The 25,911-nt window shown below is 36.3% G+C and carries 21 protein-coding genes and 1 tRNA gene; 1 reads left to right on the top strand and 21 read right to left on the bottom strand.

The window, feature by feature from the left end:
- Positions 1 to 5 precede the first annotated feature (5 nt).
- The 7 genes from ACZ1GR_RS14255 to ACZ1GR_RS14225 all read right to left on the bottom strand — a co-directional run bounded on the left by ACZ1GR_RS14255 (position 6) and on the right by ACZ1GR_RS14225 (position 9,664).
- Positions 6 to 548 carry a hypothetical protein gene (locus ACZ1GR_RS14255; RefSeq protein ID WP_472609583.1) on the bottom strand — a complete coding sequence of 181 codons (543 nt, stop codon included), beginning with the start codon at positions 546 to 548 and terminating at the stop codon, positions 6 to 8.
- Positions 529 to 2,145, bottom strand: coding sequence for a glutamate synthase-related protein (locus ACZ1GR_RS14250; RefSeq protein ID WP_472609582.1), 1,617 nt, complete (start codon positions 2,143 to 2,145; stop codon positions 529 to 531). The genes ACZ1GR_RS14255 and ACZ1GR_RS14250 overlap by 20 nt, the downstream gene beginning before the upstream one ends.
- An 85-nt stretch (positions 2,146 to 2,230) precedes the next feature.
- Positions 2,231 to 3,382 carry a glycerate kinase gene (locus ACZ1GR_RS14245; protein WP_472609581.1) on the bottom strand — a complete coding sequence of 384 codons (1,152 nt, stop codon included), beginning with the start codon at positions 3,380 to 3,382 and terminating at the stop codon, positions 2,231 to 2,233.
- Positions 3,383 to 3,392: 10 nt separating this feature from the next.
- Positions 3,393 to 4,997: a sodium:solute symporter family protein gene (locus ACZ1GR_RS14240; RefSeq protein ID WP_472609580.1), complete on the bottom strand. Its 1,605-nt coding sequence runs from the start codon at positions 4,995 to 4,997 to the stop codon at positions 3,393 to 3,395.
- Positions 4,994 to 5,587 (bottom strand): GNAT family N-acetyltransferase, encoded by a 594-nt coding sequence (locus ACZ1GR_RS14235; protein ID WP_472609579.1) that lies wholly within the window; start codon positions 5,585 to 5,587, stop codon positions 4,994 to 4,996. Before ACZ1GR_RS14235 ends, ACZ1GR_RS14240 begins: the two co-directional genes overlap by 4 nt.
- A gap of 3 nt (positions 5,588 to 5,590) precedes the next feature.
- Entirely contained in the window at positions 5,591 to 6,907 is a 1,317-nt protein-coding gene (locus tag ACZ1GR_RS14230) for an MGH1-like glycoside hydrolase domain-containing protein (RefSeq protein ID WP_472609578.1), read from the bottom strand.
- 90 nt (positions 6,908 to 6,997) lie between these two features.
- Positions 6,998 to 9,664 (bottom strand): TonB-dependent receptor, encoded by a 2,667-nt coding sequence (locus ACZ1GR_RS14225; protein WP_472609577.1) that lies wholly within the window; start codon positions 9,662 to 9,664, stop codon positions 6,998 to 7,000.
- A 183-nt stretch (positions 9,665 to 9,847) separates the two neighbouring features.
- Here ACZ1GR_RS14225 and ACZ1GR_RS14220 point away from each other — a divergent pair, with 183 nt between their 5' ends.
- Positions 9,848 to 10,873 carry a LacI family DNA-binding transcriptional regulator gene (locus tag ACZ1GR_RS14220; protein WP_472609576.1) on the top strand — a complete coding sequence of 342 codons (1,026 nt, stop codon included), beginning with the start codon at positions 9,848 to 9,850 and terminating at the stop codon, positions 10,871 to 10,873.
- A gap of 32 nt (positions 10,874 to 10,905) precedes the next feature.
- Here ACZ1GR_RS14220 and ACZ1GR_RS14215 read toward each other — a convergent pair.
- The 14 genes from ACZ1GR_RS14215 to ACZ1GR_RS14150 all read right to left on the bottom strand — a co-directional run bounded on the left by ACZ1GR_RS14215 (position 10,906) and on the right by ACZ1GR_RS14150 (position 25,907).
- Positions 10,906 to 10,979, bottom strand: a tRNA-Arg gene (locus ACZ1GR_RS14215).
- Positions 10,957 to 11,223, bottom strand: coding sequence for a GIY-YIG nuclease family protein (locus tag ACZ1GR_RS14210; RefSeq protein ID WP_472609575.1), 267 nt, complete (start codon positions 11,221 to 11,223; stop codon positions 10,957 to 10,959). Before ACZ1GR_RS14210 ends, ACZ1GR_RS14215 begins: the two co-directional genes overlap by 23 nt.
- A gap of 68 nt (positions 11,224 to 11,291) precedes the next feature.
- A complete protein-coding gene (locus tag ACZ1GR_RS14205; protein WP_472609574.1) occupies positions 11,292 to 11,744 on the bottom strand; it encodes a GatB/YqeY domain-containing protein in 453 nt (150 codons plus the stop codon).
- A 102-nt stretch (positions 11,745 to 11,846) separates the two neighbouring features.
- Positions 11,847 to 13,802, bottom strand: coding sequence for a cell division protein FtsZ (gene ftsZ / locus ACZ1GR_RS14200; protein ID WP_472609573.1), 1,956 nt, complete (start codon positions 13,800 to 13,802; stop codon positions 11,847 to 11,849).
- A 25-nt stretch (positions 13,803 to 13,827) separates the two neighbouring features.
- Positions 13,828 to 15,165, bottom strand: a complete 1,338-nt coding sequence (ftsA, locus tag ACZ1GR_RS14195) for a cell division protein FtsA (protein ID WP_472609572.1) — start codon at positions 15,163 to 15,165, stop codon at positions 13,828 to 13,830.
- Positions 15,166 to 15,168: 3 nt separating this feature from the next.
- The gene (locus ACZ1GR_RS14190; RefSeq protein WP_377767222.1) at positions 15,169 to 15,888 is read right to left on the bottom strand and encodes a cell division protein FtsQ/DivIB; all 720 of its coding nucleotides are present in this window, start codon (positions 15,886 to 15,888) and stop codon (positions 15,169 to 15,171) included.
- Complete coding sequence (murC, locus tag ACZ1GR_RS14185) at positions 15,878 to 17,230, bottom strand: UDP-N-acetylmuramate--L-alanine ligase (RefSeq protein ID WP_472609571.1); 1,353 nt, start codon at positions 17,228 to 17,230, stop codon at positions 15,878 to 15,880. The genes ACZ1GR_RS14190 and murC overlap by 11 nt, the downstream gene beginning before the upstream one ends.
- Complete coding sequence (gene murG / locus ACZ1GR_RS14180) at positions 17,227 to 18,357, bottom strand: undecaprenyldiphospho-muramoylpentapeptide beta-N-acetylglucosaminyltransferase (protein WP_472609570.1); 1,131 nt, start codon at positions 18,355 to 18,357, stop codon at positions 17,227 to 17,229. The genes murC and murG overlap by 4 nt, the downstream gene beginning before the upstream one ends.
- Positions 18,344 to 19,546, bottom strand: coding sequence for an FtsW/RodA/SpoVE family cell cycle protein (locus tag ACZ1GR_RS14175; protein WP_377767225.1), 1,203 nt, complete (start codon positions 19,544 to 19,546; stop codon positions 18,344 to 18,346). Before ACZ1GR_RS14175 ends, murG begins: the two co-directional genes overlap by 14 nt.
- A 6-nt stretch (positions 19,547 to 19,552) precedes the next feature.
- Entirely contained in the window at positions 19,553 to 20,887 is a 1,335-nt protein-coding gene (gene murD, locus ACZ1GR_RS14170; RefSeq protein ID WP_472609569.1) for a UDP-N-acetylmuramoyl-L-alanine--D-glutamate ligase, read from the bottom strand.
- A gap of 1 nt (position 20,888) precedes the next feature.
- On the bottom strand, positions 20,889 to 22,109 hold the full coding sequence (gene mraY, locus ACZ1GR_RS14165; RefSeq protein WP_472609568.1) for a phospho-N-acetylmuramoyl-pentapeptide-transferase: 1,221 nt from the start codon (positions 22,107 to 22,109) through the stop codon (positions 20,889 to 20,891).
- Positions 22,110 to 22,116: 7 nt separating this feature from the next.
- Positions 22,117 to 23,580: a UDP-N-acetylmuramoyl-L-alanyl-D-glutamate--2,6-diaminopimelate ligase gene (locus ACZ1GR_RS14160; RefSeq protein ID WP_472609567.1), complete on the bottom strand. Its 1,464-nt coding sequence runs from the start codon at positions 23,578 to 23,580 to the stop codon at positions 22,117 to 22,119.
- Entirely contained in the window at positions 23,577 to 25,586 is a 2,010-nt protein-coding gene (locus ACZ1GR_RS14155; RefSeq protein WP_472609566.1) for a penicillin-binding protein, read from the bottom strand. Before ACZ1GR_RS14155 ends, ACZ1GR_RS14160 begins: the two co-directional genes overlap by 4 nt.
- Positions 25,587 to 25,907 (bottom strand): FtsL-like putative cell division protein, encoded by a 321-nt coding sequence (locus ACZ1GR_RS14150; protein WP_472609565.1) that lies wholly within the window; start codon positions 25,905 to 25,907, stop codon positions 25,587 to 25,589. It lies immediately after the preceding gene.
- Between the last annotated feature and the right edge of the window lie 4 nt (positions 25,908 to 25,911).

The following is a 25,911-nucleotide window of genomic DNA, read 5'->3' as shown; positions in this document are numbered from 1 at the left end:
ATTTACTAGTTATGCTGTTTAGAACCACCTTTTTTAGCCAGAGAAAAATTCAACAATGCGCCTGCTGTAAAAAAGTGATCTTCTAAGGTACTTATTACATATTTATACTCTGTAAAAAAGAGAATTCTTCCTACGGTGTAATGAAATCCAGCACCAATATTTAGTCCGAAAGCATTTTCCGAAAATTTTTCTTCTTCAAAACCCAGGTTCTCAATTTCGGTTTCAATAGTGTAATTAATTCCTGTTAATGGATAAAACCCTAGACCTTTATTTAAATCAATGATGTAATGAAGGTTTGCATTTGCTTCAAATAGGGACACTTCATTATCCTCATGAGATTTTCTAAAATACGAGATTTCAGGACCAAAACAATACGTATGATCTATGCCATAATATACCCTGGCATTTATTCCTGTGGTTTCTAAATTACTCGAATAAGTGGCTGCAACTCCTGGCAAAAGAAACGGAGGCTCCATTTGCGCCCTTAGCTCAGATGTAATCACAAAAAAAATTAGAACAAATGCTATTTTAAATTTTAACCCCTGCATAATTAATACCTGTTAAATGGTGTATATCCCTATCAAAAGTTGATAAATCATTAGGGTTAAATTTTGAAACATCATCATAACCGCAAGAACGTGCTACTACCTTTATTAAATCGTTTGTAGCACTAAAAAAATTATATAATTGTTTTGCAGAAGAGTCAATAATCAGCCTGTTACGCAAAGATTCTTTTTGGGTGGCAATGCCTACTGGGCAATTATTAGAACCACAAGCTCGCATCCCTAAACATCCTATGGCCTGTAAAGCAGAATTAGAAACCGCAATAGCATCAGCACCCATCATCAAGGCCTTCGCAAAATCTTCCGCTATTCTTAAACCACCTGTAATTATTAAAGTTACATCTTTAGCACCAACCTTGTCCAAATATTTTCTTGCTCTCGCTAGCGCAGGTATTGTGGGCACATTAATATTATCTCTAAGAATAGTAGGTGCAGAACCTGTACCTCCACCTCTACCGTCTAAAATGATATAATCAACGCCAACGTCTAATGCAAATTGAATATCTTTTTCGATATGACTGGCGGCTATTTTAAAACCAATAGGAATACCACCTGTATGCTTCCTTACCTTTTTAGCAAAGTTTTTAAAATCTTCTACTCCGTGAAAATCTGGAAAAGTAGCTGGACTAATTGCGGTCTCTCCTTCATTTAATCCGCGAACTTCTGCAATCTCCTTACTCACTTTACTACCAGGCAAATGACCTCCAGTACCTGTTTTTGCCCCCTGCCCTCCTTTAAAGTGGAAAGCTTGTACATTATCCAATTTATCCCAGCTGAATCCGAATTGCGCTGATGCTAGTTCATAAAAATATTTTGAATTATTTTTTTGTTCTTCGGGTAGCATTCCTCCTTCCCCAGAACATATTCCAGTTCCAGCCATTTCAGCCCCTTTTGACAAAGCGATTTTAGCTTCGCGTGATAAGGCGCCAAAACTCATATCACTAACAAAAATTGGAATATCTAACGCTAAAGGTTTCTTTGCTTTTGGGCCAATGGTAACTTTAGTCACTACCTCTTCATCATCTAAAAATGGTCTAGAAGCTAATTGTGCTGGAAGAAATTGAATATCGCTCCATTTGGGGAGCGTATTTCTATCAACTCCCATAGAAGCAGAAAAACCATGATGTCCTAGGTTTTTTAATCCATTTACTGCCAATTCTTTAATATACCCTGTATAAGGCTCGGTTTCTTCTGGATGGGTATCTGCATAAGTACCTAAATAGGCATCTCTATCAAAAGGCTGCGGATGATTAGTTTCAAAAGCAGTAATCTCATTTTCATCTACTTGAAGCGAATCTCCTTCAATATATTCTTGAAATTTATGAAGTTGCTCATCATTATTATATTCACTTATTCCAGTATCATAGCGATAATCCCAACCATGAACACCACAAATTAAATTATGACCATCAATATGACCATCAGCTAATAAAGCTCCTCTATGATGACATCTTCCATAAAGAACTGAAATACCAGTCTCATGTTTTATAATAACTAAATCTGTGTTTTTAACTAGTGCGTACTTAGGTACCTTTTGTTGAAGTTCTGAAATCTTGGCAATTTCAATTCGTTTTTGAGCCATAAGATGGTTTGCGATTTTGATTGTTAGATTTTAAAAATTGGTTTCGTCTCTTAAGTTACGTTATATTAAGAATAAGAGCGTTATTTTACCAAAAAGTGGAGATTTTTTCTTCTCTAAGGAGCATCTTAGCAAAATCATTAGCTGCTTGCTCGAGGTTTTTTGAAGCATCCCGGTAAGCCAAATTGATATCGGTAATACCTTCGGATATCCCAATGGCATATGAAATACCAGAGTTCTGGAGGTCTCTTTTCGGAATATCTAAAATACCACATAAAGCTGCCACAGGAATATTCTCTTTTTTTGCCGATCTAAGTATACCTGCTATCGTTTTGCCTGATAAAGTTTGCATATCCAGTTTACCTTCTCCGGTAATAATCCAATCTGCGTCTTTAATACTAGTATCAAAATCAGCAATTTCTTTAACCAACTCAATTCCTGATTTTAGTTCTGCATTTAAAAAAGCTATAGCTCCGCCTCCCAAACCTCCGGCAGCACCAGAACCTTTTATATTTTGAACATCAATGCCTAGTTCGGCTTTTATTACTCTAGCAAAATTTTTAAGCCCCTCATCTAAACTTTTAATCTCATTTTTTGCAGCTCCTTTCTGTTCCGCATAAATATGAGCTGCTCCATTAGGCCCATAAAAAGGATTGGAAACATCACAAGCCACTTTTACCTTAACATTAGCTAGTCTTTTATGAATACCTGTTTTATTTATCTGCCTAACTTTAATGAGATTCTCACCTATTGGTTTTAAGGACTCCCTATTTTCATTCAAAAAATCGTATCCTAACGCACAAGCAACACCCATACCTCCATCATTGGTAGCACTGCCCCCAATACCTAAAATGATTTTTTCGACCCCATTATTCAAGGCATCAACTACTAATTCACCTGTACCCAATGTTGTGGTTTTAGATGCATTTAATTCGTTCTTTTGAAGTAACTTAAACCCAGAAGCTTCAGACATTTCTATAAAAGCTGTTTTACGGTCTCTGGAAAGTAAGTAGCTAGCCTGTGTTGGACGAAATAAAGGGTCGGTAATACTTAATTCGATTAAATCAGCGTTCAAATAGTTCTTAATCACCTCAATAGTGCCATCACCACCATCGGCCAAGGGCAACCTCATAATATCTGCCTTTGAAAAAACCTGTTTAATTCCTTTGGCAACGGCATCACAAAACTCCAACCCAGTTAACGAGCCTTTGTATTTATCAGGTGCAAGTACAAATTTCATTTAAAAAAAATTAACCAAAGAAATTGGGCATAAATATACTTAGGGTAATTATTAAGATAAAAAAGCTTACTAAGATGAAAACTTCCTTTCTGCCAGCATAATAAACCACTTCTAAACCTTCATTAGCTTTTTGTTTCACAAGAAAACTAACTGCCATCGCTACAACCATGGTAACCAAACAACCAATTGCATTCCACCAAAACCAAAATACTTCTGGTACATAAAGCCATAAATACATATTAAATAACACGCCTACAACAATACCAATATTAGCCCCTAAAGCATGAGTCTTTTTAGTCAGAATAGCTAGAATGAAAGCAGCTAGAATAGGTCCGTAAAAGACAGAGCTTATTTTATTAATCACCTCTATAACAGTTCCTTCTATATTACCTGCAAAAAAAGCTAAACCTAAACACACTAGACCCCAAAAAAGTGATATCAATCGAGAGTTCATTACGTATTTAGCATCACTCATATTAGGTTTAAATCGTTTTACAAAATCTTCCATAGAAACTGCTGAAAGTGAATTTACCGTAGAACTTAACGTTGACATTGCCGCGGACATAATGGCCACTATTAAAATACCTATAACCCCATTAGGTAAATAATTAATTATAAACACAGGTACCATAAGGTCTGCTTTTTTACCTTCTAAAGAACCTATATTAGCTTGATAAGTAGTGTCCATCATTTCTTGAAATCCTAAATCGTGAAGTAATAAAGTTCCTAACACCAATCCCATGACACAGTAGGTTAGCGTTAGTGGAAATCTAAAAAGTCCATTTGCCAGTAGCAATTTTTTAATCGTTGGCATACCTTTAGATGATAGTAATCTTTGTGATTGGGTTTGATCTGTCCCATAATATGAGGCGTACAAGAAAAATCCTCCAATTACCATTGGCCAAAATCCAAATTCATCATCACCATTAGCGTTATCAAATCCCCATTTATTAAAGTCAACCGCCGTTAGCCTATCTTGGTCTACATTAGTGAGAAAATTTTCAAACCCACCCAATTCACTAATACCATAAATTAAGCAAATTATAATCCCTAAAAACAAAATAACCATTTGAATAACATCTCCCCAGATTACCGCTTTCATCCCACCTTGAAAAGAGTATACTAAAGTAATTACTCCTATAATCAAAATAGAAATCCAAAAATCTACTCCCGCTGTTGCCTGTAATATTAATGCCATAGTATAAACCATTACACCAGTAGCTACGGATCGACTTATTTGAAAAACAAAACTTATTAATAAACGTGAAGAAGCATCAAAACGTTTCTCTAAATATTCATAAACACTAACAATTCCTGATTTATATAGAGTAGGTATCACAGCAATTAAAAGAAAGGCCATAGCTAGAGGAACACCAAATTCATAAGTTAACCATTGAAGTCCTCCTCCTTCTTTTAATCCAACAAACGCTGGTGCAGAAATAAAACTGATAGCAGACAATTGAGTTGCCATTGTAGATAAGCTTAACGGAAACCAGCTCAAACTTCTACCTCCTAAAAAATAATCCCCAGAACTTTTATTCTCCTTAAAGAAATACCCAATTCCTAAAAAACCAATTAGGTAAACTACAATTATGATATAATCTAAGTAATTCATAATCTATTCTTTAAATTATTTTTAATGTTGTTTTTCCATTCATCTTTAAGAATTCCAAAGAGAACGGCATCTGCTCTCCCATCGCTAAGTATTGATGGAAAGATATTGCGAATAACACCTTCCTGTTTACATCCTAAACTCTTCATAGCAGCTATACTTAAACTATTTTCAGAATGTGCTCCTAAACCAATTCTTTCAAAACCAATACTATCAAATGCAAACTCAAATAATAAATATTTACAATTTTTATTTAAACCAGTACCCCAAAAATTTTGACCAATCCAAGTATATCCCACCCTAACTGTATTAAATTCTTCAGAAAAATCAAAGAAACGAGTACTTCCTACATATTCCATTTGTTTCTTATCATAAATAGCAAAAGCATAATCTTTCATATTTTCGCGCTTTTGTATTGCTTGAGCTATATATCTATCGATATTTTGGTATCCATTAGATTCTCCTAAAAAATATTTCCAGATTAACTCTTCTTCGGAAAAAAAATTTAAATCATTTATGTGAGCTAGATTAAGAGGAGTTAATATTACCCTATCATTCTCTAAAACGTAATTATGGGTAAAATCAAAAAACATTTATTAGGTTTTCTCTTTTAAAAAATCTATAAATAGAGCGGCACTCCATGAAAAGTTATCTCCTCCATAACCGCTATTATCAGAATCAGGATTTGTTTTTCTAGAGTCGAAATACTCGAAAAAACCATATTTTTCAATAAGCTCTAAGGAATCCTTCTTTACTCTATTGGCAACTGTTATGAATCCATAATCCTTTAGTCCATTATACAACATCCAATTTAAATTTATCCAAACTGGGCCTCTCCAATATTTTCTGGGGTTGAATCTTTCATGTGTTGGGTCAAATGAAGCACATAAATATCTATCATCACCGCCAAACTTCGTCATCATAGTATCTACGAGACGAATAGCTTTTTCCTTATCAGGAGCTCCAGAAAACAATGGCGAAAAAGAGGATGAAGAAACATAGGGTATCTGCATATTTTTTCTTAAATCAAAATGAACATAAGCACCTAGCTCATCATTGTATAATTTATCATTTAAAGACTTTACACTTTTACTTTGCTGTTTCTTTAGATATTTTATTTTTTCTTCATTGTCACCTAACTTTTCATACAGTTGTATTAAAGCCTCATTAGATTTTATTAGGATAGCATTAAATAAAGGATCTTGAACTAAAAATGGAGAATACTCAGCAATCTTAGCATCATCATACAAATATTTTTTTGCAATATCTATGATATGTAAATAATGATCATACTCTCTTTTGGAAGGCCTTTGAGAAGCATCTACATGAGAAGTATCTCTCCTTTCAAAGGTATATTCTGGTGGATTCATAGTGGCCCAAATATCATCCCACATAGGAGAGTTATCTGTACCTGACTCCCAGTTATGATAGATATAAACCAAGCCTTCATTATTTATATCTCGATTTTTATAGAAATAAACATGATTATTAAATACACTATCTATTTTAGATTCAATAAATTTTAAAGCGTCTTCTTTATCTTCTGCTATCTCGAATAGTTTTTGCAGTATAAAGCCAAATACAGGAGGTTGTGTCATCCCCGTAGAACGAATCTTTTTTGATGCTTGAGGATGTAAGCTTGATTGATGAAAATCGGGTCCTGGAAAATAGGTATCACTATCAGTATGAAATATAATATGAGGTATAAAACCATTTTCCCATTGCGCATTCAATAAAGTTTCAATTTCCTTTTTCGCGCGATCCATATTATAATGTGCAAATCCCAAAGCAATAAATCCAGAATCCCATTTCCATTGAAATGGATATAATCCTTTACTAGGAATGGTAAATCCTCCTTCCTGAAAGTTATTGTCTAAAACCGTAATAGCCCTTTTTAATAATTGCTCTTGCATTGTATACTATTATGTTATATAAAAACACATTGGCGACTTCCACCGCCAATGTGTTTATGAACTAAACTAACTTAAACTAACTTTTTACAATTAAAAATTAAATGTTGCTGTTAAAAATAGCCTTCTTGGTAAAATTGGTCGACCAAAAAAGAAATCTCCATCTGCAGATTGACCAGCAATTCCTGCTCTTGGGTTCCCTTCAGTAAGGCCAACACTATCAAAAAGATTAAAAACAGAAAGACCTAATCTCAACGCATTTACTTCTTGTGTTTTAAAAGTATAACCTGCTCCTAAACGAGCTATTGTAATTGCATCCAATTCTACATTATTAGAATCATCAGTAAATTTGCTCCCAGTGTGATTTAATGTAAAATTAGCATCGAATTTTCTATCATCATAATTAAAACTAAGACTACCTAAAAAATTCGGTTGTCTTCCTATTTCGTTGCCTTCATTAATTGTAGAAGTTGTGTTTACAATTAAATCCGTTGTTTCATTTTTAGAAATTTCATGATTTTGATATGTTAGGGTACCATTAATATTAAAAGCATCCGAAACAATAAATTTACCTGTAGCCTCTAAACCGAAAGTTCTTGTAGTTTGTTCGCTTCTAGCTTGATCTACTAACTGACCTCCAGAAATTGCCTGATCAATTCTAATACGATCGCTTAGGTTCACAAAATAACCTGCAACAGATCCTGAAAAGCTTGAGGTGCCAAACTTTGCACCTAACTCTCCCTGTACTATAGTTTCTCCTTCATAATTAGACTCTCTAATTCCAGGTGTTGGAGCAAATCCTCTTTGTTGAGGAAAAAAGAATCCTCTCGAGAAATTTGCATATAAGTTGGTTGCCTCTGTTAACTCGTATAAACCTGCTAGGGAAATTGCCCAATCAGTAGCATCAATTGTTGCAGTTGTAAAACTACCATCTGCAAATCTCACATTTCTTAAATTATCCGTTAATTCCGTATTGTCATAAACTGTTGACTCTTCCAAACCTCCATTATTAAAAGTACCGGAAGTATTTTCTATTCGCAAACCAACATCAAATCTCCAACGATCTAATACCATTTCATCTGTAATATAAAAAGCTGTTCTGCTTTGCTCTAAGAATCTATTTGAAGTCATACCTATTCTATTGTATAAACCACCATCTGAATAAATAACGTTAGCACCATCTGCATCAGTGTAACTTAAATTAACTAATCTTGGATTGTTATTAAACTCTGAAAGCACTCTATATTGATAGTTGATATCCTCAGCCTCAGTTCTAGCCATATATGTCCCTAAGGTAAATGTATGTACATTATCATTCGATCTAAAAATAAGGTTTGCTTCACCAGAATAATCTGTCATTGGTCTTAAACGATCTACATGTAAGTTTTCAACTACCAAATCACTACCATTAATTTGGCTACCTGCTCCACCTTGATACTGAGCATCAAAAGCAGTATTGCCAGGTGCAACTGCAGCTACATAATCATTAAGCGTAATTGGATTTCCAAAAGAACCATTACCCCCAACATATAATGCAAAATTATGTTGGTAATCAGCATATTTAACTTTAGCCTTAAAAGTGGTATTTTCAGATAAGTTGTATATAAAATCACCCATTAGATAGCCTCCTTTGGTAAAAACACCATCTTCTATTGGGCTTTTGTATACTCCTCCAGGAGTTAAAAATGAAGTCTCTGCTAATTCACCACTCAATAATTGTTCTACATCTTCTCCATCATTTCCAGCTATACGCTCACGTGAACCTCCTTGCAATGGTAATGGTAAAAAGAATTGGGCTTTATCATTAATAAAGTGACCATGTAAGGTAAAAGAACCATTTTCAAAACGCTTTTTAATATTACCTCTAAACTGAACACCACGAGTATCAAGACCAGTCTCAATGGGTCCATTATCTTTTCGTACAAAACCTGTAAATGCGTAGAAGGTGTTGGAATCTTCATCTCCTAGTTTACCCCCAGAATAAAAATCAGTCTTTAATCTACCTCGGCTACCGTATTCCACATTTATAATATTACCTGGGTTTGTATCACCTGTTTTACTCGTGTAGTTAATGATACCAGCTACTGAACCAGAACCATAAAGCACTGCTGCCCCACCTCGAACAAATTCAACCCCTTTGAATCCAATATCTGGTCTTGCATAAACATCATGTGCTGATGAATTAAGACCAAATGTGCTCATTAAAGGCATACCATCGTATTGTAATGGATTAAATACGTATTGCCCACCGGATGGTAGACCTCTTACAAATAGATTTGTAGCTGTTTCACCACCACCACCTTCTGCAGTGATTCCTGGAACATCCCTTAGAATATCTGCCTGGCTATTTGCTGAGAGTTTTGTTATTGCTGCCATTTTCTTAGAACTGATTGATAATGGAGCCTGTTTCTGTGATCTAAAAGTACTGGATGCAGTAATTACGACCTCATCTAACTGTTGGCCACTTTCGTTTAAAACTACATTTAGAATAACCGGTGACCCGTTTAACTCTACACTTTGTTCATAGGGAGTAAAACCAATAAAAGAAATACGAATGGTTTTAGATCCTGACTGGTTTGTTGAAAGCAAAAAATTTCCATCAAAATCAGTTGTAGTACCTTCAGTAGTTCCATTAATTAATACGTTAGCACCAAGTATGGGAATACCGGAAGCGTCTTTGACATTTCCTTTAATTTCGGTTTGTGCTAATGCCGAGCTCAAACCAAAAACTGCGATTATCGCAAAAAGTAAATTTTTCATAATTATTTAGTTAATTAGTTAAACATGCTTAAGAACTATAATGACATATTTGTAATATTTAGGTAAACATATTTTATTATTCATATTTATTTATCATAATTTATGCGTAATCTTAACGCAAACGTTTGCGATAACGTTTGCGAAAAAGAATATTTTTATATTCATCAATTGATTAAATGAATAATGACTAAAAAGAAAAACACCACCTTAAAAGAATTAGCAAAAGAGCTTAATTTATCTATATCAACAGTTTCGAGAGCTTTAAACAATCATGCAGATATTAGTATACCAACCCAAGAAAGGGTTAAAGAATTAGCTAGCAAACTACATTATTCTCCCAATCTTTTTGCTAAAGGTTTTCGGAGCCATAGAACTCATATTGTAGGAGTAATTGTCCCTAATATTTCTCATTATTTTACTTCAACTGTAATAAAAGGAATTCTTGATGAAGGTGAAGCTTTGGGATATAGAGTAATAATTTCGGAATCTAAAAATGATGAGTCTAAGCAATCCGAAATGTTACAAACTATGATTCAATTTGGAGTTGATGGTATTCTAATGGCTTTGGCGAGAAAAACAAAGTCTTTTGATTCAATTTTACAGGTTGCTTCTAGAATTCCTTTAGTATTATTCGATAAAGTTTCTGATAAAATACCTTGTACCCAAGTAGTAATTAACGAAGAAGAGGCTGCCTATAACGCAGTAGAGCACTTAATTAACACCGGGAAAACAAGGATTGCTATTATAAAAGAAACCGAACAATCTTTTAATTCCAAAAAAAGATTTCAAGGATATTTAAGAGCCTTAAAAGAACATAATTTACCGATTGATGAAAAAATAATTTTAAGCACGGAAGACATTTCATTAAGCAAGGGAAGAATATTAGCTAATATTCTTTTAAGCCTTAAAAACAGACCAGATGCTATTTTTGCTATTACAGATAGCGCTGCAATAGGAGCAATAAAAGCATTAAATAAATTTAAGGTTTCAATACCTGATGAAATTGCTGTTGTTGGATTCAGCAATTCTGTACATTCTACGATTATCAGTCCATCATTGTCTACGGTAGATCAGCCTGGAGAAAAAATTGGTCGTACTGCAGTTAAATATTTAATAGAAGAAATCGAAAACCCTAAAGATGATTTAATTACTAAAACAATTGAGATAAAAACGAATCTTATTGTTAGAGATTCCTCATACCAACCATAAAAAAGCAGGCAATTGCCTGCTTAAAATACTTGTGACCACGAAGGGATTCAAACCCCCGACCGCTGGAGCCGAAATCCAGTGCTCTATTCAGCTGAGCTACGTGGCCATTGTCTTATTAACTCTTTTAATTTCTCTCTACCTATACCAGATTTATAATATTTCTCCTTTCTAAGCGCATCTTCGATGCTTTCAATTTTTTCCGTATAAACTAGTACCCAAGGAATATAACCTTTAGTTGATTTAGTTTTACCCTTATTATGCCACAGTAATCGTTGATTGACATCTTTGGATATTCCTTTATAAATCCGTCCATCTTTTTCACTTCTGATAGCATAAAAATAATACTCCATCTTTATCTAGTTGCTCCCTGCCTGCCGGCAGGCAGGTATTCAGCTGAGCTACGTGGCCTTTTTACCTATTAAGAACTTAGTTTATCTTTTACTATCGTAGAAATGGTTTTGCCATCAGCCTGACCAGCCAATTCTTTAGAAACAATGCCCATTACCTTACCCATATCTTGCATACCGGACGCACCGATACTATCAATTGTTTGCACCACAACTTTTTCAATTTCTTCTTCTGTAAGTTGCTCCGGTAAAAACTTTTCGATTACGGCAACTTGGGCTAATTCAGGCTCCGCTAGATCGCTGCGCCCTTGCTCTGTAAAAATAGCAGCACTATCCTTACGTTGTTTTACCAATTTTTGTACCAATTTCACTTCATCTTCCTCAGAAAGTTCTGCTCCTGCTCCTTTATCTGTCTGAGCCAATAAAATTGCGGATTTAATAGCACGTAACGACTCTAAAGCTACCGTATCTTTAGCTTTCATAGCGGCTTTCATCTCTGTCATTACCTTTTCTTGCAAACTCATCTTAAACTTATTTAGGGCAGCGAAGATAAAAAATAAACCCGAAAGTATGTTTCATCTTTCGGGTTTAAACGTTCCATTAAAATGGAAGCAAACTAAACACTACTAATCAACATTGTCATGTAAAAATGAGTTATTCGAACGTAATTGAATTTCATCATTACTATCTTCTCCTAAACTCATTCTAGACACTTTTTGTTCTTTTGGTGCGTCATTTAAATCAACACCTTGTCTCTTGTATGCAGGCTGCTTTTCAATTTCATCGATACTGTTTCGATTGTTTTGAAACTTATAATTGAAATTCTTCAGCTTCTTTCTACGCTCGTCTGCCCTGTCTTTTAATAAATCGTTTATTGAACTATTAAAAGGATCTACTTGTTTTGAACTATCTCCTTCTTCGGAAGCCTCTGCTTTAATGGTCTTTTTTTCAAAAACCAATTCGTCTTCAACTAACTTAGGCTCATGAGTTTCAGCTACTGATCGAGCTCCTGTTAGCTTCGTCTCTAGCTCCATATATTCCTCAAGATTATAGCGTGTCTCTCCTTCCTTATTATAGTCTATTACCTGACTAACCTCTACGTATTCATTAACATCGATATCTTTTACTTCTTCGCCTAAATCAAAGGTAATTGTGTTTTCTTTCTCGTCTTCTTCGCCACTGTTGATAGGCATGTCGAAAGTTAAGGCGAATTGGTCTTCCTCCTCCTTGGCAGAAACTACCTCAGGGTCTACGACGTCAATATCGTTTAAAATATTTTTGGCTTCAATTATGATAAAATCCTCATCATGATTTTCAGCAATAGTCTCTTTAACTGGTTGTGCCACAACTTCCTCATAAAAGACGTTAAAATTTCTGATGTAATTTGTAGTTTCAATTAAATCAGATTCGGGCATTTTAATTTCCGGTTCTTCAACTTCTTCTACAAGTTGATGTTTGATAACCGGCTCTTCAAGAGAAACATTAATGTCGAAATTTGGTTTTGTCTTTTCAGCAGTTAAATCGTGAACCGCCTTTTGCTCATCTTCCAGTGTGTGTATAATACGTTTAGACTCCGTATTTACGATATCATCTTGTTGATCGCTTGCAAAACCTGTTGCAATAATAGTTACCGCTATTGCGTCTCCTAAGGCTTCATCTTCACCGATACCCATAATAATATTTGCACCATGCCCCGCCTCTAACTGAATAAAATCATTGATTTCACCAATTTCGTCAATTGTAATTTCTTGACTACCAGAAACAATAAGCAACAATACGTTTTTGGCACCCGTAATCTTATTATCATTAAGCAATGGTGAATCTAAGGCCTTTGAAATAGCTTCATTCGCCCGTGCCGACCCAGAAGCGTTCGCAGAACCCATAATGGCCGTACCACTATCGGACAACACGGTTTTAGCATCTCTGAGGTCAATGTTTTGTGTGTAGTGATGTGTAATTACCTCGGCAATACCTTTCGCAGCTGTAGAAAGTACTTCATCAGCTTTTGAGAAACCAGCTTTATACCCTAAGTTTCCATAAATATCACGTAGCTTATTGTTATTGATAACAATTAAAGAATCAACATTATCACGCAACTTTTCAATACCCATTTGGGCTTGCTTACAACGAGGCATTCCTTCGAACTGAAAAGGAGTTGTTACAATACCGACGGTAAGCACACCCATTTCTTTTGCTGCTTTGGCAATAATCGGAGCGGCACCCGTACCAGTTCCTCCGCCCATACCTGCAGTAATAAATACCATTTTAGTCGTATGTTCTAGCATGCTTTTAATATCTTCCATGCTTTCCATTGCTGCCTGCTCGCCAACTTCTGGGTTTGCCCCTGCTCCTAAACCTTCGGTCAAGGATACCCCTAATTGAATCTTATTAGGTACAGGGCTGTTCTCTAAAGCCTGTGCATCTGTATTACAGATGATAAAATCGACTCCGTTGATACCGGCTTGAAACATATGGTTGATAGCATTGCTACCTCCCCCGCCTACACCGATTACCTTTATCACGTTGCTCTTGTTCTTGGGTAAATCAAAAGCGATATTGTCAAATTCGTTGCTTTTACTCATGGGTGCTCTATTTATTGATGATATTTTATTCTGCGTTATCTAAAAAGTCTTTCAGTTTTTCAGACCACTTGTCAAAAATCGACTTTCGTTCTTTCTGTAATGTATTTGTACCTCCCGAAACTGCTGCTTGTGCATTCTCTTCTACCAAAACACCTTCAAACTCTTGCTCTTGAGGCTCTAATTCTGGTGCAGTATTCTTTGAGCTGGTTTCCAATGCATTCATTAACAAACCAACAGCCGTAGCATATAATGGACTGGCAATTTCTTCATCGGAATCTCCAGCTAAATGTTCATTTGGATAGCCAATTCTGGTATCCATACCCGTAATGTACTCCACCAATTGCTTTAAGTGTTTCAACTGACTTCCACCTCCGGTAAGAACGATACCCGCTATTAATTTTTTCTTTTGTTCTTCGTGGCCGTAATTTTTGATTTCCACATAAACCTGCTCTACAATCTCAACAACCCTCGCGTGAATAATCTTCGAAAGGTTTTTTAATGTAATTTCTTTTGGCTCACGACCTCTTAAACCTGGTATTGAAACAATCTCATTATCCTTATTCTCCCCTGGCCACGCAGACCCGAATTTCATCTTTAAAAGTTCGGCCTGTTTTTCTATTATTGAACAACCCTCTTTGATATCCTCTGTAATCACATTACCACCAAACGGAATAACTGAGGTATGGCGAATGATACCATCTTTGAAAATGGCCAAATCAGTTGTTCCACCACCTATATCTATAAGGGCTACGCCTGCTTCTTTCTCTTCTTGACTTAAAACAGCTTCGGCCGAAGCCAAAGGTTCAAGGGTTATATTTGCTAAATCCAACCCAGCACTTTTGATACAACGACCAATATTTTTTATGGATGATACTTGACCCACTACTACGTGAAAGTTAGCTTCTAAACGGCCTCCATACATGCCTATAGGTTGCTTAATCTCACTTTGGCCATCTACCTTATATTCTTGTGGCAGTACATGGATAATTTCTTCCCCTGGAAGCATTACCAACTTATAAACCTGATTACAGAGTTTATCCAAGTCTTCATCATTAATCACCTCTTCTGCGTTGGGTCGTGTGATATAATCACTGTGTTGTAAACTTCTAATGTGCTGACCTGCAATACCAACAACTACAGAACCTATTTTTAACCCCGCATTTACCTCGGCCTGTTCAACGGCTTGTTGAATTGAAGAAATGGTTTGTGTAATGTTATTTACTACCCCACGGTGAACACCTAAGCTTTTAGACCTACCAGTACCCAAAATCTCAATTTTGCCGTACTCGTTTTCTCTTCCTATAATGGCTACAATTTTAGTTGTACCAATATCTAATCCAACTGAATAATTACCTTGTTCCATAATTTATATTTTGGTGCAAACCACTTGATTATCAAATTCTAAACTAACTACTGCGTACTTTGTCAATGTTTTATCTTTTGCTGCTTTTACATAAAAAGCCATAAAGTTTTTGAACTTTTCATCAAGATTCTCCACACCGCCCAAATTCACTACAAAATTTTCGACTCTTAGCTTTAACTGGTACTTATTTTCATCTTCTATGTGAATACCAATTACATTTTTTCTAAGAAAATCATCCTCATTTACAAATTCTAAAATGACATAAGCGTCCTCAAGGGTTTTACCCGTAATTTTGCCTGTGATGATAGGCACTCTTGCCGAATGATGCCTTGATAGCGGCATGCGATTTCCCGTATCATCTAAATAGAATTTAGAGATTCCCTCAACCCTTCCAATAGGTTTACGCTGAACAATTTTAGAAATAAGTTCCCCCTCAATTGAGAGATAGACTTGGGCACTTTTCACCATAGGATTAGACTTAATTACCGTCTCTATGGAGTTCAAAACTACTTGTTCTTTTGCCCTATTTTTTAAGCTTCCATAATTTTGTATTAACAATTTATTAACCGAATCTTCGGTCAGGTATAAATTGTTGTCTCCCAAAAACTTAATGTTAATATCATCTACTTTTTTCTGCTTACTTCTATGATCGGCAAAACCATAAAGGCCTCCAATTGCCAAAAGCAGACTTACAATTTTTATATAATTCCAATTAACTCGCATAAGTCAATTCTTTTTTTAATCTAGAAACCTCAAGACCAATATCACCCGCACCCATTGTCACCAAAACCTCGGGCTCGGTATTTGCAATGGCAGATACCAATTCTGACTTTTCTACTAATTTTTTATTTTGATTCTCTATTTTATCCAATAACCAAGAAGATGTTACCCCTTCTATAGGTTCTTCTCTTGCCGGGTAGATATCCAACAACAAAATCGCATCAAATCTTGCTAAGCTTGAAGCAAAACCATCTACAAAATCTTGAGTTCTAGAATACAAATGCGGTTGAAAGACTACCGTTACTTTTTTATTAGGATGCATCTCTGAAACAGCCTGATGCACCGCATCTATTTCCGTAGGATGATGAGCATAATCATCGATGAAAACAAAGTTGTTTTCTTTGATTTGATACGAAAACCTTCGTTGCACACCTTTAAAAGATGCTAATGCCTCAGCTAGGCGGCGTGGCTGGGAAATGGCCTGCGCCGCCATTGCAAAAGCTGCTAATCCATTAAGCAAATTGTGCTTACCCGGTTTATTAAAACGAACATTTTTCAATATTTCTTCCGGGGTTTTCAAATCAAATATGTAGGTGCCATGTTCAATTACAATGTTCGTGATGCAATAATCAGATTCATCATCCAATCCGTACGTGATACCTTTTAGCGGTAATCCATTTCGGACCAATAACTTTCCATTAGGATTTATCTTTTTAACAAAATCATTGAAAGACTTTTTTATTTCCTCGTCTGAACCATAAATATCTAAATGGTCTGCATCCATTGAGGTAATGCAAGCGACATCTGGCGAAAGTTGCAGAAAAGAGCGATCATACTCATCGGCCTCTACCACGGAATACTCCGTTCCTTCTAAAACAAAATTGCTGTTGAAGTCCTCAGAAATACCTCCTAAAAATGCGACTAAAGGTGTTTGCGTTTCCTTCAACAAATGCGCTAGTATACTAGATATGGTTGTTTTGCCATGTGTTCCGGCTACCGCAAAACAAAATGTATCCTTGGTTATGATACCTAAAACTTCTGAACGCTTTTTTACCTGAAACCCATTTTCCATAAAAAAACATAGTTCTTTATGGCTATTTGGAACAGCAGGAGTATAAACAACTAGAGTGTTTTCGATAGACTTAAAATCTTGCAAAATCAAATCAACGCTGTCCTCAAAATGTATATCAATGCCTAAGTCAATTAAATCATCAACCAGTGGCGTTTTGGTTTTATCATAACCGGCTACATTCTTATCAATAAACTTGAAATAACGTGCTAAAGCAGACATACCGATGCCTCCAATACCTATAAAATATACGTTATGTATGTCTTTCAAATTCATAGCCCTCTCTGAATCTCCCCCGAGAGGGGAGACTTTTTACTAATTATTTTTTCAATTTCATCCACGATATCTGATGTTGCTTTTGGCAAGGCCAACTTTTTGATATTAGTTGCTAAATTCTCTTGCTTTGCTGCCGAAGAAATTAGCTCCTTAAAGACCCGCTCAAAGTCAGTCTCTAAATCTTTTTCTTTTAATAAAATTGCCGCATCTTCATTAGCCAGTGCCTGAGCATTTTTTGTTTGATGGTCTTCTGCCACATTTGGCGAAGGAATAAAAATGGTTGGTTTGCTTACCAAACATAATTCCGATACAGAACCTGCACCTGCCCTAGAAATGATGATATCCGCTGCGGCATAGGCAAAATCCATTTTATTTAAAAAGGCTTTTACTTTTACATTTTCAGAATCATATTTTTTATATTCCTCATAATAGAGTTTGCCGCATTGCCACAATACTTGAATACCCAATCCTTTGAAAAAATCGAGCTCTTTTTCTATTAATTGGTTGATACGCCTTGCACCCAAACTGCCCCCTAAAACCAATAGGATTGGTTGCCTGGCTTGGAGTCCAAAAAAGGCAGATGCTTCGTCCTTACCAACTTTAATGTCTATCAAATCAGAACGTACTGGGTTTCCGGTTTTTGCAACTACGGTTCCTTTAGGGAAAAAGCGTTCCATGTTATCATAAGCGACGCAAATAACTTTGGCGTTTTTGGCCAAAACTTTATTGGTTATTCCCGCAAATGAGTTTTGTTCTTGTAAAACGCAGGGTACATTGGCACTTGCGGCCATTTTTAATAATGGGCCACTTGCAAACCCCCCAGTACCTATTGCAACATGAGGTTGAAACTGTTTTACTATTTTACGTGCTCTCAACAAACTACTTATCAATTTTAAAGGAAACAGTACATTTTTTACTGTCAGCCTTCTTTGTATTCCGCTTATCCAAAGTCCTTCAATCTTATACCCAGCTTGAGGTACTTTTTCCATCTCCATTTTATCTTTTGCCCCAACAAACAAAAACTCAGCATCAGGATATCTTTGCTTTAATTCATTTGCTATTGCAATGGCAGGATAAATATGTCCGCCTGTTCCACCTCCAGAAAGTATGAACCTATAATTGCCCACTTAAAACTTCTAAAGGATTTGTATCATCAATTTCAGAGGACATAATTTCCTCTTGTTTTTTATCGCTTGCACTTAATACAATACCTATTGCCAAACAGGTCATCCAAATTGATGTGCCTCCCATACTAATTAATGGCAAGGGTTGGCCCGTAGTAGGAAATAATTGTACTACCACCGCCATGTTTATAAAGGCCTGAAATACGATAGGCAAACCAACACCTATGACCAATAGTTTTGCAAAAACCGTTTTTGCAGAATTCGCGACCACCACAATTCTAAATAGCAAGAGCAAATAGAAAAACAACAATCCCAATCCTCCAATCAATCCATATTCTTCTATAATTATGGCAAATATGAAATCTGACTCGCTTTGGGATAGACTATTCTTCATCACACTTTTACCCGCACCCTTTCCGAAGAGTCCGCCTTGAGCCACGGCCATTTTTGCATCATTAGCTTGTCGGGTTGCATCGGCACTCGCATCTTCTGGATGCATAAACGTCTCTATTCTTGTTTTCCAAGTACCGGCCCTATCAGGCAAAGCTTCTGTAGCATTGAACAATACGAATAGAAACATACTGGCCATTACGATACCCGTACCTGTAATTACAAAAAGATATTTTAGAGGATACCCACCTAAAAAGCACATCAACAGCGCCAAAAAACCAACAATAGCCGCGGTCGAAAAGTTAGCTGGAAGTATTAAGCCTACTACTAAACAAACGGGCAACCATAAGGGCAGGATGCTTTCTGTAAATGTGATTTCAGTTTCCCTTATTTTACTAAGATATCTGGCAATCCAAATCATTAATACTACCGTAGCCAAAGTCGAAGTTTGAAATTTGACCCCCACAAAAGGTATAGGTATCCATCGATTGGCACTAACGCCACCAATATTGGTCTCTACGGTTAAAGTATAGCCTAAAAGCACCAAGATTATTGGCATTGCAATCAATACCAACCCCTTAAAATAATGCGTAGGTATACGATGTACCGCATATACGATCATGAAACCTAAGAAAAGTAATACACCATGTTTTATTAAATGGCTTATAGTAGTCCCACTGTCTTTTACATAGACCAAATTGGTACTGGCACTGTAAACCGGCAAGAATGAAAACAAAGCCAAAAGAGCAACAATTGCCCAAATCGCTTTATCTCCCCTTAAGTTTTTCAAAAGTGCCAACATTACTCCTTATAATTTTTTAATTGCCGCTTTAAACTGATTGCCTCTATCCTCATAATTTTCGAAAAGGTCAAAACTTGCGCAAGCAGGTGATAACAGCACGGTATCTCCGCGCTCCGAAATTTTATATGCTACTTTAATAGCCTCTTCCATTGAAAAAGTTTCTACCAATGGCTCAACGACATTACCGAAGGCCTCAATCAATTTTGAATTATCTACCCCCAGACAAATAATTGCCTTAACCTTTTCACGGACCATGGGCATTAACTCGCTATAATCGTTTCCTTTATCCACACCACCAACAATCCAAACAATAGGCTTTTTAATACCCTCTAATGCGTAATATGTTGCGTTAATATTGGTTGCCTTTGAATCGTTCACGTATTCAACATGGTTGATTTTCAATACCTTTTCCAAACGGTGTGGAGCTCCCTGAAAATTTTGTATACTTTGTAGAATAGTCTCTTTACGAACATTCACCAAAAGTGAAGCAAGACTTGCAGCCATAGCGTTTTTTACATTGTGTTGCCCTTCTAAGGCTAAAAAATCTGTGCTCATTTTCAAAGTTTTGTGTTCTATGTTTATTCTAATAATATTTTTATCTAACCAAGCCCCGTACTCTTGTTCTCTTTTGAGTGAAAAAGGGACTAATTTGGATTTAACAGGATGTTCTTTTAACCAATCAACTATAACTTCATAATCAGCATCATAAATCAGATAATCTGTTTCATCTTGATTCATTGCAATACGAAATTTAGAAGCGATATAGTTTTCAAATCGATATTCATACCGATCTAAATGATCTGGTGTAATGTTGGTTATAATGGCGACTTTAGGTTTAAATTCCAGTATCCCATCTAATTGAAAGCTGCTTATTTCCAACACGTAGTGGCTAAAATCATTTTCGGCGACCATTTTTGCATAACTATCACCAATATTGCCTGCCATACCAACATGTAAACCACCTTCTTTCAAAAGGTGATTAGCCAGCATTGTCGTAGTGGTCTTGCCATTACTCCCAGTAATTCCTATAATTATTGCATCGGTATATTTTGATGCAAACTCGATTTCAGAAATAACGGGGATACAATTATTTACCAAGCGTTCCACCAAAGGAACCTTATCGGGTATACCAGGGCTTTTCATTACCACATCGGCCTTTAAAACTTCAGCTTCCGTATGCCTATTTTCTTCCCATTCAATCTCAAAATGTTCAAGAACTTTTTTGTATTCTTCTTTTATCTTTCCTTTGTCGGAAACAAAAACCTCAAAGCCTTTTTGTTTCCCCAAGATGGCCGTACCTACTCCACTTTCTCCTCCACCAAGAACCACCAATCGTTGCATCTTATCGTATTTTTAATGTGACAATACTCACAATTGCGAGCATAATCCCAATAATCCAAAAGCGGGTTACTATTTTGCTTTCGTGATAAGATTTCTTTTGATAATGATGGTGTAAGGGTGCCATTAAGAATATTCTTTTACCCTCGCCATATTTTTTCTTTGTATGCTTAAAGTACCCTACTTGCAACATCACCGAAATTGATTCTGCAAAGAAGATTCCGCATAATATTGGAATAAGCAATTCTTTTCTTACGATTATGGCAATCACTGCGATTACCCCACCAATGGTCAAGCTGCCCGTATCTCCCATAAAAACCTGCGCAGGAAAGGTATTATACCATAAAAAACCAACTAAGGCTCCCACAAAAGCCGCAATAAAAACTAGTAACTCGCCAACCTTTGGGATATAAAAAATATCGAGATAAGAGGAGAATTCTATATTACCGGACACCAATGTAAAAATGCCAAGTGTAAGTACAATTATCGCCGAAGAACCCGCTGCAAGTCCATCAATACCATCTGTAAGGTTTGCGCCATTAGAAACCGCCGTCACTATTAAAATCACTACAGGAATAAATATTAACCAAGCATAATCTTTCATTCCTTCACCGGCCCACGAAATAAAGTCTGCATAATCCAATTCGTTATTCTTAAAAAAGGGAACATTGGTTTTTGTTGATTTTTTCTCTTTGCCAATTACCTTTTCTACTTTAAAGTCTTTAGTAATCATGGTACCATCTTTCTCTTTCATGGTGACCCCTGGGTGAAAATAAAGTGTAGCCCCTACTATCAATCCTAGAACTACTTGGCCTAAAACTTTAAACCTACCTTTTAAACCTTTTTTATTTTTCTTGAAGATTTTAATATAATCATCGATAAACCCAATGATTCCCATCCATACGGTAGTAACAATCAACAAAATGATGTAGATATTCTTTATATCGGCAAATAGAATAACTGGAATCAATGTAGACATAATGATGATCAAACCACCCATGGTAGGTGTACCCGCTTTTTCTTTTTGACCTTCTAAACCTAAATCACGAACACTTTCACCTATTTGTTTTGCCTGTAGAAAAACAATAATACGCTTACCATAAATCATAGCAATAAGCAATGACAATAGCACAGCCATACCTGCCCTAAAAGTCTGAAACTGAAATAAGGAAGCCCCAGGCAATTGGTATTGTTGTTCTAAAAATTCAAAAAGGTAGTATAGCATTACTACATTATTTATTTAAACTGTTGAGCGCAGCTTTAACTTCTTTAAAATCGTCAAAGTCAATGCGCTTTCCATTGGTTTCTTGATAATTCTCATGACCCTTGCCGGCCACAAGTATGATATCGTTGGCCGAAGCCAATTTACAAGCCGTTTTTATAGCCTGTTTTCTATTCTCGATTGCTAAAATCTTTTTTATATTCTGAGGTTCTACACCAGCTTCCATCTCTTCAATGATTACTTCTGGCGATTCAGTTCTTGGGTTGTCTGAAGTAAAGATGGCCTGATTGCTCATTTCTGAAGCGATATGACCCATAACCGGACGCTTAGACTTATCACGGTCACCACCACACCCCACTACGGTGATGACGTTTTCATTTCCAGTCCTCAATGCATTGATAGTAACCAACACATTTTTAAGTGCATCCGGCGTATGGGCATAATCAACTATAGCCGTAATTTTCTCTTTCGATATAAAATATTGAAACCTTCCATCTACGTTTTCCAATTCACTGATAAGTCTTAGAATCTCAAGCTTTTCCAATCCTAGAATATCAGCGGTGGCGTAGATTGCCAAGAGGTTATATGCGTTAAAATCACCTATTAATTTTGACCAAAGTTGGTTGTCGTCAATCTTTAATAATTGGCCGTTTATTTGGTTTTCTAAAATTTGTGCCCTGTAATCAGCGAATGATTTTAATGCATAGGTATATTTTCTGGCTTTGGTATTTTGAAGCATTACCATGCCATTTTTATCATCAAAATTAGTAAGTGCAAATGCCGTTTTTGAAAGGCCGTCGAACAACTGCTTTTTAGTGTCTCTATACTCGGCAAAAGTTTTATGATAGTCTAAATGGTCATGCGACAAATTGGTAAATATCGCTCCTTCAAAATGCAAGCCCTCCGCTCTTTTTTGATGAATACCATGTGAACTTACCTCCATAAAGCAGAACTCCACACCTTCTTGATTCATTAAATGCAAATGCCAATTTATGGTCATCGCATCTGGGGTGGTATGGGTAGTCGGGTATTCTTTTTCGTCTACCATAATCTTAATGGTAGATATCAAGCCCACTTTATAACCAGCCTTTTTAAATAGACTGTACAATAATGAACTTACAGTAGTCTTACCGTTAGTGCCGGTAACGCCGACCAGTTTTAAGTTTTTAGAAGGATTCTCATAAAAATTGGAAGCCATTATAGCCAAGGCCTTGTTGCCATTATCCACTTCTAGATAGGTCACCCCGCTTACTAGTATTTTGGGGAGCTTCTCACAAACAATTGCCTTTGCACCTTGATTGATAGCGGTTTGTATGTATTTATGGCCATCGGTAATCAAACCTTTTATAGCAACAAATACATCATCCATCTCGACTTTTCTAGAATCAAAATGTAGATGATTTACCATAACATTGGTATCACCACTTACTGCAGTAAGACTAACACCGTACAATATGTCTTTTAGTAACTTCATGACAATTGCAAGACTATTTTAGTGACATCGTTAATATTTGTTCCTTCCGCTACGGATTGTGTTTTTACTTTTCCATTACCACTTACTTCAACTTGCAATCCTAAATTTTCAAGAATCGCAATAGCATCCATTCCGCTCATTCCTTTTAAATTCGGAACTTTATGGTACTCTTTTTGAGCATGGGCATAAAACTTTTCATAAGCCTTTTCTAATGGTCCGTATTCTATTTTTACAGGTAAAACTTCATCTACAACCGGCGAAATTGTATGTATTTTTTGGGCCATATCTTTAAATACAGGTCCGGCCACATCAGCGCCATAAATACCTACCTCCCTATCAGGTTCATGAATAATTACAATGCAAGAATATTTTGGGTTATCAGCAGGAAAGTAGCCTACAAAAGATGAGATGTACTGAAGTTTATCCGGGTCTTTTGCAACATAATTTTTCTGCGCAGTACCGGTTTTACCTGCCATGGAAAAATTCTTTGCGTAAAGTCCATTTCCTGTACCATAATCCTGTTCAACAACATCTTTTAAGAGCTGACGAACTTTTTTTACCGTTTCTTTTGAGCAGATAGAAGGATTTATGACTTCCTTACCGAATTCTTTGAGCACCTTATTCCCGACTCTCGCCTCTTTGATGAATCGAGGTCGAACCAGTTCACCATCATTGGCAATTGCATTGTAAAAAGCTAAGGTTTGCATCGGCGTCATTGCAACTTCATATCCATGAGACATCCAGGCCAAAGAAATTCCAGACCATCCTTTATCACCAGGGTATCGTATTACAGGTTGACCTTCACCAACTATGGGCAAACCTAAATCTTCATGCAAGCCCATATTCATGAGCCTATCTACGTATCTCTTAGGGTTTTCTTTATAATTCTCATGGATCATTTTAGCAAAAGCTGTATTCGACGACAAGGCAAAAGCCTTTGCCATTGAAATTTTACCATAACCTCCCCACTTAGAATCTCTCACCGTTCTATCATAAATTCTCCACCGTCCTTTTTCAGTATCAAAAACGGTACTTGTGTCTACTACTTTATCTTCTAAAGCGGCGACCATAGACATTAATTTAAACGTAGACCCTGGTTCATGAGATTCCCCAACAGCATAGTTCAACCGCTCATAATATTTTCCCTCTTTGGTCCTTCCTAAATTTGAAATGGCTTTTACCTCTCCTGTTTTTGTTTCCATTACTACTACACATCCATGATCTGCTTTGTAATACTCCAATTGCTTTAGCAGAGCATGATGAGCGATGTCCTGAATATTGGTATTAATGGTTGTTACAATATCTCTACCATCTTGTGGCTCAACGATATTATCGAACCCAACTGGTTTCCATTGGCTTCCTGCACTTTTTTGTTTTAGCCGTTTTCCTTCATTACCTCTTAAGAAATCCTTTCCAAAAGCTCCGTCTAAACCAACTCTGGTAAAATGCCCTTCATTATCTATTTTTTCATAACCAATACTACGTGCTGCCATTCCGCCAAGTGGATATTCACGCACTACGCGATGCGACTCCATGAAACCTCCACGATTAGGACCATATCGAAATAAAGGAAACTTACGCATACGCGCATAGTCTAAATATTCAACATTTCTTGCGATTAACTTATAGCCATTTCTATTTGCACGTGCTTTACGCAGTAATTGTTTGTAATATGAAGAAGGCCTATTAAAAAGTACGCCCAATGAATCACATAAAGGACCTATGTTAGCTTTCCAGTCTTTTTCAGTGACTGTATTTGCATCAAAACGTATTTCATACTTGGCTACAGATGCAGCAAGAAGACTTCCGTCGTCCGCATAGATGTTACCGCGATTTGGCTGAATGGTAAACATTTTCTCGGTCTTGGCCATTGCCATATCCTTATAGGTCTGACCCTTGACCATTTGTATATCCACCAATTTCACCACTACAGCAACGGCAAAGAGAAGAAGACCCCCTGCGATGAGGTAGAGTCTATTCATTATATTTTTCTCTTTTATTGCCACTTAGTTTTCTGTTTTGACTATTATTTTTTGAGGTGGATTTGTCGATGGCCTCAAACCTTTTGCAACAACTTCATTTTTCAATGAAGATTCTAGTTTTAACTGCTGAAGATCTCTTCGATTTTTAACAAATTCGCTACTAAGCGCCCGCACCTCTTCATTCAATTGCGAAATCTCATGAACTTTTTTGTCAGCCTGATGGCTACTAGAAATCATCATAGCTGCCAAAAAGGAAGCGAAGAGCAGAAAAAGCCAGTTCTTAGGCGCAGCATCCGCTCCGACCAAAAACTTACCTTTAAGTATGTCCAATAATCCCTTTCTCATTTTC

It is taken from the genome of Croceitalea sp. W27 (assembly GCF_055693185.1).
This window is presented reverse-complemented; position numbering and strand designations above follow the sequence as displayed.